Here is a 13,721-nt window from a genome sequence, read left to right as displayed (position 1 = left end):
ATAGGCCGGCGCAGGCATACCCGGTCAAAACTGCACATCGAGTATCACATTGTCGGTATAGGTCGCCGCCGGCGGTGTCGCCTGGTCGGTATAGACCTTGGCGTTGTAGTTGAACACCTGGCTACCGGTGCCAGTCCCAGCTCCGGGGTTGATATTGGCATCGCTGCTGGAACGCCGCGCGCTGCCCACTGCTCCCCAACGTACCGCGCCCGCGCTCTTGAAGATGTCGTAGGCCAGGTAGTTGTTGGCAGCAGACTTCATCCTCCGACGCCCGCCAGATGCGTTCTGCCCGTCATCCAGCCCGACCGTGTAGCTGCTGCCCTTGGTGCAGGACAGGTTCACGCTCTGGTTCACCGTGCCGAACCCCGCCACTACCGGTGCGCTGCCAAAGCTGATGGTGGGCGTTGTGATCTGGCAATCATTACTTACCGTCAGGGTCACCGTGAGGGTCTGGTTCCCCGCGCCTGTGTCGCGCCCCAGGCACAGATTGCCCAGGCCAATGCCCGAGCAATAGTTCCAGACCCAGGCAAGGTTAAGCGTCTCGGTATAGACGCCGGCGGCCACGTTGGCGCCAACCGAAGTTTTCAAATACAGCGGCACAGACTTCGGGGAATTGCCATTGAGCAGGCCCAGGGCGTCGATCAGGCCATTGCGGGCGAAATCGAACTGCGCGCCGCGAGTGATGGGGTAGCTGGTCGTATTATTGGCATAGATCGTATAAGGGATGACATCCCCGCTCGGCCCCACCAGCCCGCTGGTAGCTGAGGTGATGGTGAGGTAGAAGTGGTCACTGCTCACCAGCAGGGACAACAACGAACCGGTGCACTGCAAACCCGCATTGGTGGTGGAGGCACTCTGGATGCCAGTGCGCACCAGCGTTGAGTTGACGGTACCGAACGCCGCTGGCGCGGTCGCGACGGACGAGCATAACGCCCAAGCCGAACCCACCGGCAGCCATAGCATTGCGATCAACAGGCCGCGCAATACGCTCCTCATCGGCACACCAACGGGCCGATCAACGGGATCGAGCCTTCTGCCTGCGGCAAGTCGAACTCGACCTGGCACTGCCCTCCTCCCTCCAGCCCGACCTGCAGGTGGTTGTGCGCTGAGAGGTTCTCCAGATACACCAGCCCGTCCCAGCCCACCACCGCCTGGCTGCCACTTTCACGGTGGCTGACCGTACTGCCCAGCTTGAGCGGCTGCTGGTTGCCATCTACCAGCTCGATGCTGGCCGCCAGCACGCGCTTGAGCGGGAACTCCAGCAAGTAGCCGCTGCCACGGCGCACCGCTACCCGCTGCTCCACCTGCGCCGCGAGCACATCGGGCGGCAGGTCCATGGGGTCGATCTCGTACTTGCCGCGGTAGTAGCCGCTGCTGTACGGCACCAGCAGGTGGCCGTTGCGGTCGGTGCGGCCGATCTCTTGGTTTTCGTAACGCACGGGCACATCGGCATAGCCGCCGGTGCTGACCACCACAAAGGCATCGTCGATACGGTTGGCGGCGAACAGCCCGGCGTCCATCCACACCAGCGAGCCGCTGGCATCGGCCCAGCGGGTCATTTCGCCGCTGCTGCCGTACACGCCGGCCTGCAATTGCACCGACTGCAGGCGCCAGGTGGCGTCGGCCTGGCGGTAGGCATCGCGATCACCTGCGGTGGCGTAGCCAAGGTTGTAGCCAACACCGCCGCCCACCGGTACCGCACGGCTGTAGTTGACCCGCTGCAGGTCCTCGCCTTCCTTGCTGCGTTCCATGCTCACGGCAAGGGTACCGCTGAAGTCGATCGGGATCACCCACTGTGCCTGCACCGCCCACTGGCTGTCGCCGACCTCACGGTTGGCCGACAGGTAGACACTGCTGTTGCCCCACAGCGGTTTGCTCCAGCTCAGGTTGATCAGCCGGGTGCGCGAGCCGTCACCGGCGCGCACATCGAAGTAGCCCGCGCCGAGGCTGCCGAAGCGGTCGAGGTTCAGGCTCAGGGTGACCTGCTCGCTACGCTGGCTCAATTGCATGTCCGGGCTGTCGACCCGGCTCAGGTCGGCGTAATGACCATGGCGCTGCAAGCGCTGATAGCTGAAACCGAGGCGCTGGCTGTTGTACTGATAGCCGAGGGCAACCTGGTGGCCCTTTTCACTGTCGAACTGGCTCTGCGCCATGGCAGCGTTCAGTACACCGAAAGTGCCCAGGCGCACATTCGCACCCAAACCCCCAAGCAGCAACGATTCTGCGGTTTCGACATGGCTTTCGAGGGTGAAGAAATCGCTGACGCCATGACGCAGGCTGGCCGAGGCGACGCCGGGCCCGTAGCTGAAGTCGCGCACTGCATAGTCTCGGCGCAGGCTGCCGGCGGCCATCGAGAAATCCGAAAGGCCTTTTTGCAGCAGGCTGCTGGTGACGTAGAACGGCAACGTGGTGGACACCTGGCGCCCAAGTGCATCGGTGGTAACCACCACGGCCTCGCCGGCACCGTTGATGAACGGCACGTTGGTCAGGGTGTAGGGGCCTGGCTGCAACTCGGCGGTGCTGGACTTGTAGCCGTTGATGAACAGATCCAGTGAGGTCGGCACCGCCGCCTCTCCCGCGAAGGCAGGCAACGGATAAGTGACCAGGTCAGGGCGGACGGCAAAGTCACGCGACAACTGCAGGCCGCCCACCCGTACCGAACTGGTCCAGGGCAACGCCCCGGTGACGAAGTCGCCCGCTTCGTAAGTCAGCAGGCGCTGCTCGTCGGTGAAGCGCCAAGTAGTGTCGTAGCGCAGGAAACCCTGGCGGCTGGCGTCGGCCGCGGCGCCGTTGAACGACTGCCGCCACTGACCGGTGGTGGCAAAGGTGCCCCAACTGTCGAACAGGCGTAGCTCATTCCACGCAGCCAGGTAAGTGCCACCCTCGTCGGTGTCGTTGAGGTACAGGTCATAGTTGAACAACGCACCGAAACTGCTGCGTGCATCGCTGGCCGGGTACAGGTTACGGTTGCCGACTTGCTGGTCCGGGAGCCAGGCCGGTGGGACTTGCAGCAACAGGCGCTGGTTCTGGCTGTCGTAATCGCAGTGCAGGCCCGCTACGGCATCCAGGGCCACCTCGCCTTGCGGATTGCCCGGCAGGGCGATGCCGGCAGCGCGTAGCACCTGGCTGTCGAGGAACAGCCCCCCGGCACGCTGCTGCACCGGTACCAGCTCAGCCCTGGGCACCTGGTTCACCAGCAGGTCCAGATACAGTGTGGCGTCGGCAATGGCGGCGGCCTCGGTGGGCGGCGGCGGCAGCTCGTCGGCCACCGCCAGGCCGGGGCCGATAACCGCCAGCCCCAGGCACCAGCGGCGCGTCGCACGCGACAGCCATTTCACACACGCATTCCGACCATTGCCGGGTCCTCCCTGGCCCCTGACATTCATTCAATAGTGACTTCATTGCCCTTGGCGGATCGCCTCGGCCACCTCCTGACCGTTCACCCTGCCCTTGAGTACGCCACTGCTGTTCGGTGCAACCGGTGCCGGCCAGCGCATGCTGGCCCCGGGCAGTACATAGCCAAGCAGCCCCTCGGCCAGTGGCCTTGCCTGGCCGCCCTGCTGTACCACCACATCGGTCAGCCGGGCATGCACAGGGCCAGTGTTGCGCAGTTCTACATAGGGCTTGCCCTGCACCGTCACTGGCCGCCAGCTCAGTTGCGGCTTGCCTACACCACTGGCGCTGCGCTTGCCCTCCGGATCCGGCTTGCCCCACAAGCCTTCGCCATAGACGAACAACGGTACCGAATAGCGCATCTGCAGGCGGATGGCCGCAGTGGCGCCCTGACTGGCGTTATCCGACGGCAGTGGCGAGGGTATTTCGTCGATGATGATGCGGTAAGCCTGCTCCTGACCGACCGGTGAGCTGCCGGTGCGGGTCAGGCGGATCAGTTGTTTCTGGCCGGGGGCAATGGTGGCGACCGGGGGGCTGCCGATGATCTCCCGCTGGGCCTGGAACTGTTCCTGGTTGTCGCCCTGCCGCCAGGCGAATACCCGCACCTGCAGGCTCGCCGGTGCGCTGCCGCGGTTCTCCAGCCACAGCGCACCGGCCTTCTGGTCAGCCTCCAGCACCGGGTCGATCGGCCAGATCAGCACCGAGGTGGCAGCCCCCGCCGGCAAGCTCGCCAGCAGCAATGACCCGATCAAACCCCGCGCCCACTTCGCGCCTGCCCGCATACCGCTCTCCTTGGTAGATTGTCGGGGGCCCGGTTGTTTCACCAGGTCACCGCCACTTGCACAACGTCGCTGTAGGTCCCGGCCGGCACAAGGCCGGTGAGTTGCGTACGGCCATACACCGACAGCTTTATCGCCGTCGGGTCGCTGTTGTTCAGCGCCACGCTCTGGCCCACAGCGATGCTCTGGCTGTAGGCAGCGTCCTGGTACAGCTGATAGGCCAGCAGCTGCGTACCGCCGCTGCGTTTGAGGTAGCGCGTGCCGGTGATCCCGTTCTGGCCACCGTCCAGGCTCATGCTCAGGCTCACGCCGGGCGTGCACTGGAAGGTCACTGTGGCCCCCCCCAATGAGGTACTGAGGGTCCCGGTCGACAAGGCCGACTGCGTACCGTAGTCGAGCACGCCATACTGGGTGGCGCCGCCCACCACCAGGCAGCCTGCGGTGATCGTCGCCGTGACCTGGAAGGTGCTGCTGGTCGCGGCATACAGGGGCGTCGCCAACAGGATACCCAGGCCTGCAAAGGAGCCACCCAGCCAATAGCGCATGGCCGCGGCTCAGAACGACAGCTCGACGGCCACCGTATCGGTGTATACCCCTGCTGGCAGGCCCGCCTTGCCGCGCGCCTGACCGTAGAGGTTGACGGTCTGAGCAACCCCGGTGCTGGTCGGCAGTGTGATGGTGCCGTCGATGGCCAGCAGTTGGGTGCGCCCGGTGTCGGTATAAAAGTCGTAAGGTACGAAGTTGCCGTTGCCGTCTGCCAGCGCCCGCGTGCCGCCAGTCGATGCACCGTCGTTGGCCCCCGCTCGCACGCGAATGGCTGGCACCGTACCTGCGGAGCACAGGATGCTCATCGCACCGCCACCGCCGCCGAGCACCTCACCGTTGGCGGTGGTGAACAGCGCCTCCTGGGTGCCGAAGCTGAGGGTACCGAAGTTCAACCCCGAGGTGCCTGTGGTGCCATTGACCTGGCACGCCGACGTCAATGTCAGGGTGGAACTGATGGTCCCGGTCACCGTGGCGGCCTGGGCGTGGAATGCCATCGCCAGGCCAAGGCCAGCGAGCATGCAGTGGGTGAGGTTCGTTCGCATCGGGATCTCCTTGCGGGGGTTACCAGTCCAAAGTCACTCTAAGCGTGTCGCGGTACAGCCCGGCCGGCAGCGCGCGCGGTTGCGCTACCACTACGCCGAAGATGGGAATCGGAATCTGTTCGGTGCTGCTGATGGTGAAGGCGCGAGCCTGGCCGATGCCATAACGGCTGTTACCGCCTGGGTCGAGCGCCAGTTGATAGGGGATCATTTCACGGCCATTGCTGAGCCGCCGTACGCCATCGCTGCCATTGAGGCCGCCGTTGATGCGCACATTGAAGGCCCTGACCTGGGGCGTGCAGCTGATTTGCAGACTGCCCTCGCCGCCTGCCTCGTCAACCCGGCTGCGCAGCGGCTGGTCCCAGTTCGGACCACGCTCGCCGAAGTCCATCAGCCCCGGGTTGCCGAGCGTGGCCGGGGGTTGGTCGCCACTGCTGATCTGGCACGCTGCACTGATTACCAGGCGGGCCTGGATAAAGCCGGTGGTCGTGCCATGTGCTGCACCACTGGGCAACAGCAGCGGGCCCAGGCTGAGCAACAGGATGGATGTACGGTTCATGGCGTGACGTCCTTGTGCATGTTGCCTCGCTACCAGGTGACCGTGACTTTGAGCAAGTCGACATACGTACCGGCGTGCGGCACCCAGGCCAGCTTGTCGATCCGGGCGTACAGTGGCAGTTCGACCGTACCGCTGTCCGGCACACGTGCGGCGTGGGGCTGGCCCACGACCACAGGCTCGCGCCAGGCCGCGTCGCGGTAAAGGCGATAGGGAATCAGCCGGGCCCTGGCGTCGCCACTGGCCAAAAAGCGCAGTTCACCGGCACCCCCGTGCTGGCCACCATCGACCCGTACCTGGTAGGGCGTGTCGGGGTTGCATTCCAGTCGCGGTGGGCGCTGGTTGAGCAGCACTCCACTCAAGGGTGCACCAGGCCCATCCAGACGTGCGGCAGCGCCCAGGTCGATCCGACCGAGGTCCTGCGCTCCCGCCTCGCGCTGCTGGTTGACCAGCATGCAGCCCCGTTGCACCTGCACCCTCACCTCCACGAGGAAGTCCGCTGCCACAGCACTGCCACTCAACAACAGGCCCCACAGTGCGGCCACCAAGCGTCCCGTCACTGTCACGTCCCTTGTTTCTCTGTCCTGACTCTGAGCGTAGCAGCCGGTGGCTTGCCCGTGGCCGCTGCCCGCCACTCTTTGGTAGTAACAACAAAGGGTTAGATCGATCCCCCAGCCACGGCAAAGAAATTTTCGACTGGCGTCGAACCCAAGCGCCTCCAGTGCCTCCAATGGCCATAGGCCGGCAAAGCTGTGCGCATTCTGTTACGGTGCGCAGCAGCCACCAAGCCCGCATCAGACGCATGCGCGCCATGCATGGACGAACATGACAGGAGCGTATCCATTGACGACCACAGACATCGCACTCGCCGAAGCCGTGGAACGCTGCGCCCAGGAGCCGATCCAGGTACCTGGCAGCATCCAGCCCCACGGCTTTCTGCTGGTGCTGGACGAACAGGACCTGCGTATCCTCCAGGCCAGCGACAATGTCGAACGCTGGCTAGGCGTGCCCGCCCGTGAACTACTGGGGTGCACCTTCGCCGACGTGGTCAGCGACAGTTTCGACCTGCGCGCCCATCTTGAGCGCCTGCCCGGCGACGACGTGTTCCCCTTCCATATCGGCGATGTCCACCTGCGCAACGGGGCACCCTGCGGCGACCGGCTACGCCTGCTGACCCATCGCCATGATCAGGTACTGATCGCAGAGTTCGAGCCCGTGCGTCAGCCTCTCGGCCCGGTCGACCAAGGCGACTATTACCCACTGGTGCGTGGTTTCGTCAGTAGCCTCAACAACGCCGCAACCCTGGAAGAGTTGCTGCAGCAGACTGTATTGCAGATAAAGCGAATCACGGGGTTTGGCCGGGTCAAAGCTTACAGCTTCGATACCGAGGGTAATGGCCAGGTGCTGGCTGAAGTGGCCGATGCCGGCTACCCCCGCTACCTGGGCCTATGCTTCCCGGCCTCGGATATCCCCCGCCAGGCCCGCGAGCTTTATAGGGTCAACCGCATCCGCGTGATCGAGGATGCCAACTACCAGGCCGTACCCCTGGTGCCGGCGGCCAACCCGCGCACCGGCAAGCCGCTGGACATGAGTTTTGCCGCGTTGCGCAGCGTGTCGCCGGTGCACCTGCAGTACATGCGCAACATGGGCACCATGGCGTCGATGTCACTGTCGATCGTGGTCGGTGGGCAACTGTGGGGGCTGGTGTCATGCCACCACGAGCAACCTCGCCCGGTCGACCTGCGCACCCGCACAGCCTGCGAGCTGCTGGCCAGTGTGCTGTCGCTGCAGATCGAGTCGCGTGAGTCCCACGCCAATACCCGAAAACTGCTCGACCTGCGCCAGCACATCGTACGGATGATCTCCTCGATGGCCGACCATGACAGTGTCAGCGAGGGCCTGCGCGCCCTGCCCGAGGTGCTGCTGGCCTTCGCCGGGGCGAGCGGCGCGGCGGTCATTTCCGCCGAGCGCTGCGACCTGATTGGCCAGACACCGCCGGCAGCGCAGGTCACGGCACTGGTGCACTGGCTGGCCCAGCGTGATGATGAGACGGTGTTCCACAGTGACAACGTACGCCGTGACATCGACGAACTGCCCGAGCTGGCCGAGCATGTCGGTGGCGTGCTGGCAGTGGCCATTTCCCAGATCCACTCACACTACCTGCTGTGGTTCCGGCCCGAGCAGGTACGCACAGTCAACTGGGCCGGGCGGCCCGACAAACAGATAGGCCCGCAGGGGGCGCTAAACCCGCGGCACAGCTTTGAACACTGGCAGGAACAGTTAGGCGGTTACTGCGAGCCGTGGGACCCGCTGACGATCGAAGGCGTGGTCGAACTGCGCACCGCAGTACTCGGCATTGTCTTGCGCAAGGCAGAAGAGATGGCGCAACTGGCAAATGAACTACGCCGCTCGAACAAAGAGCTCGAAGCCTTCAGCTACAGCGTGTCCCATGACCTGCGCGCACCCTTGCGGCATATCGCCGGCTATACCGAACTGCTCGGCGAAATCGAAGGCCAGGGCCTGAGCGAGCGCGGCCGGCGCTTTCTCAAACACATCGAGGAGGCCGCGCAGTTCGCCGGTAGCCTGGTGGATAACCTGCTCAACTTCTCGCAGATGGGCCGCTCGGCGCTACGCCTTTCGGATGTCGACCTCAATGCCTTGGTCGAAGCCATCCGCCAGGAACTGGCGCCTGATTACGAAGGGCGTGAGATCATCTGGGACGTGGCACCGCTGCCCAAGGTGATCGGTGACCCGGCTTTCATCAACCTGGCGCTGCACAACCTGATCGCCAACGCCATCAAGTACACCCGTGGTCGCGAGCCTGCACGCATCGAAATCGGCGCACACCAGCACGAAGAGGAAATCGAAGTCTATATTCGCGATAATGGCGTGGGCTTCGACATGGCTTATGCCAACAAACTCTTCGGTGTGTTCCAGCGGCTGCACCGCATGGAGGACTTCGAGGGCACCGGGATCGGCCTGGCCAGCGTGCGGCGGATCATCGAACGTCATGATGGACGAGTCTGGGCCCAAGGCCAGGTCGACCAGGGCGCCAGCTTCCATTTCACCCTTCCCCGTCATCCAGAAACAAACTGAGGCACCCGTACAATCATGCTCAAGCCTATCCTGCTGGTAGAAGACAACCCCAGGGACCTGGAACTCACGCTCCTGGCTCTGGAGCGTAGCCAGTTGGCCAACGAGGTCATCGTTCTGCGCGACGGCGCTGATGCCCTTGACTACCTGCTGCGCCGCAACACCTATGCCGAGCGCGCCGACGGCAACCCTGCGGTGCTGCTGCTGGACCTGAAACTGCCCAAGGTCGATGGCCTGGAAGTGCTCAGGGAAGTACGCGCCACGCCCGAACTGCGCAGCATCCCGACGGTGATGCTGACCTCTTCGCGGGAGGAGCCCGACCTGCTGCGTGCCTATGAACTGGGGGTAAACGCCTACGTGGTCAAACCCGTGGAGTTCAAGGAGTTCGTTGCAGCGATTTCCGACCTTGGGGTGTTCTGGGCCGTACTCAATGAACCACCACCCGGCTCGCTGCGCCTTAACCGGCGCGGCAGCAACTGAGGCCAACCGCAAAGATGCTGCCAACGCCGCTCAAATTACTGATGGTCGAAGACAGCTCGCTGGATGCCGAGCTGACCCTGCTGAGCCTTGAGCGCAGCGGCTTGCAGCTGCAGTCGCAGCTGGTGTTCGACCATGTCGCCGCCGAGCATGCCCTGGGCGAAGCCCGCTATGACCTGATTCTGTGTGACTGCGTGCTGCCGGGCTCGTCCGGCACTGACGTACTGGCCATCGCCCAGCGCCTGGCGCCGGACACGCCGTTCATTTTCCTTTCGGGCATCTACGGTGAAGAACACGCGGTGGAGATGATCCGCCTGGGTGCCACCGATTATGTCCTGAAAAAGAACCTGCCCTTGCTGCCCAAGGCAGTGCGCAGAGCGCTTACCGAAGTGCAAGAGCGGCAACGGCGGCGCCGTGCCGAGGAAGCCCTGGCGGACGTGGAGGCACGCGCACGGATCGCCATCGATGCCGCCGGCATGGGCACCTGGGACTTTCGCCCCGAAGAAGGGCTGCTGATCTGGGACGACCGCTGCAAGACCCTGTTCGGTCTGCCGGTAGACACAGAGATGAGCCTTGACGTTTTTTATGACGGCATCTATCCCGAAGACGTACCCCGGGTACGCGAAGCGGTGGAATACGCCATGCGCCCGGACAGCGACGGGCTGTACCGGGCCGAATTCCGCATTGCCCAACCAAACGGTCTGGAACCGCGCTGGCTGCTCAGCAGTGGCCAGAGCCAGTTTGTCGATGGCCGCTGCACACGCTTTTCGGGCGTGCTACAGGACATCCACACACAGCGCTTGGCCACCCAGGCGCTCAAGCAACTCAACGAAATGCTTGGCGAACGAGTGGAGCGCCGCACCCGCGAGCGCGACCGTGCGTGGGAGCTGTCCCAGGACTTGCTCGCGGTACTCAACAAAGACCTAACGCCGGTCGCACTGAACCCTGCCTGGGAGGCCAGCCTGGGTTTCTCGCGCGAGCGACTGAGCCAGACCTCGTTATTGCAATTGCTGCCCGAACCGGACCAGGAAGCGCTGCTGACCGAACTGGCCGCCCTCGCCCATGGCCGCACCAGCGCGCGCTTCGTCGGCCGCATCCAGCATGCAGGCGGCCAGTTGCGCTGGCTGTCATGGGTGGTGGTGCCGGAAGACACGCTGCTCTATGTGGTAGCCCGTGACATCACCAGCGAGCGCGAAGCAGCCATGGGCCTGGCCGACGCCAACGACCGCCTGCGCGAACAGATCACCGAGCGCGAGCGCATCGAGGCGGCACTGCAGCAGATGCAACGGCTGGAGGCGGTCGGCCAGCTCACTGCGGGGGTTGCCCACGACTTCAATAATCTGCTGACAGTCATCCTTACAGGCTCAAGCTTCCTTGAGCGTGACCTGGACAAAGGCGACCTGGAAAAAGCGCGCAAACGCCTGACGCATATCCGCGAGGCCGGTGAACGCGGCGCCAAGCTGACATCACAGCTGCTCGCCTTCTCCCGCCGCCAGCGCCTGGAACCGGTACCGCTGAACCTCAACCGCACCCTGGGCGGCCTGGAGGAACTGCTGCGCCGCACCCTGGGCGGGAGCATTTCTGTGCGCCTGGACCTGGACCACAGCCTGTGGCAAGCGCTGACCGACCCGACCCAGACCGAAATGATCATTCTCAACCTGGCGATCAACGCCCGCGACGCCATGCCCGATGGTGGCCAGTTGACGCTAGCCACACGCAATACCCGGATCAAGGCCCGCCCGCAGCGGCCGGAAGACCCGGAGCCGGGCGAGTACGTGATGCTGAGCATCCGCGACACCGGCTGCGGCATGAGCGAAGAGGTGGTGGCCAAGGTGTTCGAGCCCTTCTTCACGACCAAGGACATCGGCAAAGGCTCGGGCCTGGGGCTGGCCCAGGTGTTCGGCTTTGCCAAGCAGTCCGGTGGCGGTGTGCGCATCGACACCGCGCCTGGGCATGGCACCCAGGTTGCCGTTTACCTGCCCGCAGTGAAGCATGAGCTGGCTGCGGACCCGGTGATCCCGGCTGCATCGCAGTCAATCAGCGACAGTGGCCGCGACCGCATGGTGCTGCTGGTGGATGACGACCACCTGGTGCGCGACATGCTCGGTGATGTGTTGCGCCAGTACGGCTATCAGGTACGCCAGGCACACAGCGGCGAACAGGCATTGGCCCAGCTGGACGACGAGATCGACCTGTTGCTGACCGACTTTGCCATGCCCGAATTCAACGGTGCCCAATTGGCATTGGCCGCACGTGAACGGCATCCGCGCTTGCCGGTGGTTTTTCTGACCGGCTATGCCGAGCTGGAAGGGCTGGATCTGCCGGACAGCCTGGTGATGCAGAAACCGGTGCAGGCTGAGGAGTTGGCCCGCGTGCTGGATGAACTGTTGCGGGTGAACAGGTAATAACGCTATAGCGGTAGAGGCCCATCGCCAGCAAGCTGGCGACCGGCCTCTACGAACGCCAGAAACGAAGAAACCCAGCGCGGATAGTCATCTGCACTGAATCAAGAATTTTTGTGGTGATGCTGAAAATGGCAGGGGCGGCTGGATTCGAACCAACGCATGGCAGGATCAAAACCTGCTGCCTTACCGCTTGGCGACGCCCCTGTATCGGATGCAGCGTTAACTGCTCTGACCATTCCAAATGAGTGACAACTGGGTTGTTGTCTTGGAATGCGCGGCACTTTAACAACATTCCCTGCACCTGGGAAGCCCCTTGTGCAAAAAAATGCTTTAAAACAGCAGGTTAGTGTTTTTCGGGCCTTTCACAGGCCGCAAAGTGACCATCCGTCGCTTTTATACCGCCTCGCTTCAACACAATCGCATTCCGCCCTTCCAATCAGATAAGCAATTTGCATTGACCAAGGAGGATGCCATGCCTGTTTCCCACGACCTGTACCAGGACCTGCACTACCCTCGCGAAATCGTTCAGCAGCGCCGTCAACAGGACAAGACTCTTGACCGAATGCTTGACGAATACGTCGACATCGACAACCAGGTACTGGCTGCCGAGGCGATTTCAGCGGGAAACTTTCAGGACGACGATCTGCGCCGACTCAAGGAACGCCGGCTGGCCATCAAATACATGATCGAGCGTCAACTGGAACGCAGGGTTTGAGTTATCCGCTCAACTGATAGAAGCCCCGCACTTTTTCTATTGGTTAAAAGGGCCGACCTGGGGCAAGCTGCGCGCTGACCTTCCTTTGCCCAAGGAGCTTAGCTTTTGTCAGCCTGGATCCCTTCCCCCCTGCGCCAGCTGGGTCAACGCCTGCGAACCGCCACCTCCAACCAGAGCGAACTGCTGGCATGGTTCGAAGACAAGGCGCGCAGCCGTGGCTATCAGCTCAGTGAGGACCAGCGCCGGGTCATTCAGGCCATGGCCGAGCAGCTTGCCCGCTTGCCAGGCGGCGAACCACGCAGCCTTTACTTGTACGGTTCAGTGGGCCGCGGCAAGAGCTGGCTGCTGGACGGTTTCTTCCAGGCAGTGCCGATCGAGGCGAAAAAACGCCTGCACTTCCATGATTTTTTTGCCCGCCTGCACCAGGGCATGCACTGTCACAGGCTGCTTGACGATGCCCTGGGCGCGACGCTGGACGCATTGCTGGGCGACTGCCAGGTGCTGTGTTTCGACGAATTCCATGTGCATGACATCGGTGATGCCATGCTCCTCACCCGCCTGTTCAATGCCTTGTTCGCGCGCGGCATCTTCCTGCTGGTGACCTCGAACTACGCACCCGAGGGGCTGCTGCCCAACCCGCTCTACCACGAGCGATTCCTGCCGGTGATCCGCCTGATCAATGGCCGTATGGAGGTACTTGAAGTTGGCGGTGACACAGACTTTCGGAGCCTGCCGGCCAACCGTGAACATCAGCGCTTTACCCAAGGCCATTATGTATGGCCAGGCGATGCGGCCCAGCGCCTGGCGCTGAAAGTGCCGGCCGCGCAACCGCTGACGCTGGAGGTGAACAAACGCAATCTTCGCGCGCTTGCCAGTGATGACAGGCAAGTGATGTTTGCGTTTGACGACCTGTGTGAGCAGCCCACAGCGGTGGTCGATTATCTGCAGCTTGCCCAGCGCTATGAGGCGTGGATCATCGACGGGCTGGATGACCTCTGCGAGTGCTCATTGGCCGCACAGCAGCGCTTCGTCAACCTGGTGGATGTGCTCTACGACCAGGACCGGCAGGTAACGGTGATCGGGCAGCGGCCGCTGAGCGAAAGCCTGGGCGGGGCTATTGCCGACCTGATGCGCACCCGCAGCCGGCTGGGGCAGTTGCATCAGGTGGGGCCGGAGGATGTCAGCGGCTGAACCCCTCACATTCCCAGGCTAGCCAGG

Annotated in this window: 12 protein-coding genes and 1 tRNA gene; 5 read left to right on the top strand and 8 right to left on the bottom strand. The window is 63.5% G+C overall.

Annotated features, from left to right (window positions below; genetic code table 11):
* Positions 1 to 24: 24 nt before the first annotated feature.
* The 7 genes from JET17_RS09210 to JET17_RS09180 are packed head-to-tail and all read right to left on the bottom strand — an operon-like array spanning position 25 to position 6,373.
* The gene (locus tag JET17_RS09210; RefSeq protein WP_012313704.1) at positions 25 to 996 is read right to left on the bottom strand and encodes a spore coat U domain-containing protein; all 972 of its coding nucleotides are present in this window, start codon (positions 994 to 996) and stop codon (positions 25 to 27) included.
* The gene (locus JET17_RS09205; protein WP_012313703.1) at positions 993 to 3,338 is read right to left on the bottom strand and encodes a fimbria/pilus outer membrane usher protein; all 2,346 of its coding nucleotides are present in this window, start codon (positions 3,336 to 3,338) and stop codon (positions 993 to 995) included. The genes JET17_RS09210 and JET17_RS09205 overlap by 4 nt, the downstream gene beginning before the upstream one ends.
* Before the next feature lie 60 nt (positions 3,339 to 3,398).
* The gene (locus JET17_RS09200) at positions 3,399 to 4,175 is read right to left on the bottom strand and encodes a molecular chaperone (RefSeq protein ID WP_012313702.1); all 777 of its coding nucleotides are present in this window, start codon (positions 4,173 to 4,175) and stop codon (positions 3,399 to 3,401) included.
* A 38-nt stretch (positions 4,176 to 4,213) separates the two neighbouring features.
* On the bottom strand, positions 4,214 to 4,717 hold the full coding sequence (locus JET17_RS09195; protein WP_012313701.1) for a spore coat U domain-containing protein: 504 nt from the start codon (positions 4,715 to 4,717) through the stop codon (positions 4,214 to 4,216).
* A gap of 9 nt (positions 4,718 to 4,726) precedes the next feature.
* On the bottom strand, positions 4,727 to 5,260 hold the full coding sequence (locus tag JET17_RS09190) for a spore coat U domain-containing protein (protein WP_012313700.1): 534 nt from the start codon (positions 5,258 to 5,260) through the stop codon (positions 4,727 to 4,729).
* Between the two features lie 19 nt (positions 5,261 to 5,279).
* Positions 5,280 to 5,816 carry a spore coat U domain-containing protein gene (locus JET17_RS09185; protein ID WP_012313699.1) on the bottom strand — a complete coding sequence of 179 codons (537 nt, stop codon included), beginning with the start codon at positions 5,814 to 5,816 and terminating at the stop codon, positions 5,280 to 5,282.
* Positions 5,817 to 5,845: 29 nt separating this feature from the next.
* Complete coding sequence (locus JET17_RS09180; protein WP_012313698.1) at positions 5,846 to 6,373, bottom strand: spore coat U domain-containing protein; 528 nt, start codon at positions 6,371 to 6,373, stop codon at positions 5,846 to 5,848.
* 265 nt (positions 6,374 to 6,638) lie between these two features.
* Between JET17_RS09180 and JET17_RS09175 the strand changes: the two genes are divergently transcribed.
* Genes JET17_RS09175 through JET17_RS09165 form a run of 3 tightly spaced genes read left to right on the top strand, consistent with a single transcriptional unit; the run spans position 6,639 to position 11,788 of the window.
* The gene (locus tag JET17_RS09175) at positions 6,639 to 8,909 is read left to right on the top strand and encodes an ATP-binding protein (RefSeq protein ID WP_012313697.1); all 2,271 of its coding nucleotides are present in this window, start codon (positions 6,639 to 6,641) and stop codon (positions 8,907 to 8,909) included.
* Positions 8,910 to 8,924: 15 nt separating this feature from the next.
* Positions 8,925 to 9,386 (top strand): response regulator, encoded by a 462-nt coding sequence (locus JET17_RS09170; protein WP_012313696.1) that lies wholly within the window; start codon positions 8,925 to 8,927, stop codon positions 9,384 to 9,386.
* A 14-nt stretch (positions 9,387 to 9,400) separates the two neighbouring features.
* Complete coding sequence (locus tag JET17_RS09165; protein ID WP_012313695.1) at positions 9,401 to 11,788, top strand: response regulator; 2,388 nt, start codon at positions 9,401 to 9,403, stop codon at positions 11,786 to 11,788.
* 129 nt (positions 11,789 to 11,917) lie between these two features.
* Here the strand turns inward: JET17_RS09165 and JET17_RS09160 are convergent.
* Positions 11,918 to 11,992: transfer RNA gene (locus JET17_RS09160), tRNA-Gln, on the bottom strand.
* A 268-nt stretch (positions 11,993 to 12,260) separates the two neighbouring features.
* On the opposite strand from JET17_RS09160, the gene JET17_RS09155 reads away from it, so the two are divergent.
* Both JET17_RS09155 and zapE read left to right on the top strand, forming a co-directional pair.
* Positions 12,261 to 12,503: a hypothetical protein gene (locus JET17_RS09155; protein ID WP_012313694.1), complete on the top strand. Its 243-nt coding sequence runs from the start codon at positions 12,261 to 12,263 to the stop codon at positions 12,501 to 12,503.
* Between the two features lie 105 nt (positions 12,504 to 12,608).
* Positions 12,609 to 13,694, top strand: coding sequence for a cell division protein ZapE (gene zapE, locus JET17_RS09150; RefSeq protein ID WP_012313693.1), 1,086 nt, complete (start codon positions 12,609 to 12,611; stop codon positions 13,692 to 13,694).
* Positions 13,695 to 13,721 lie beyond the last annotated feature (27 nt).

It is taken from the genome of Pseudomonas putida (assembly GCF_016406145.1).
In the GTDB taxonomy this organism is placed as follows: Bacteria; Pseudomonadota; Gammaproteobacteria; order Pseudomonadales; family Pseudomonadaceae; genus Aquipseudomonas; species Aquipseudomonas putida_E.
The sequence above is the reverse complement of the archived record's forward strand: the minus strand, read 5'-3'. Positions and strand labels throughout refer to the sequence as shown.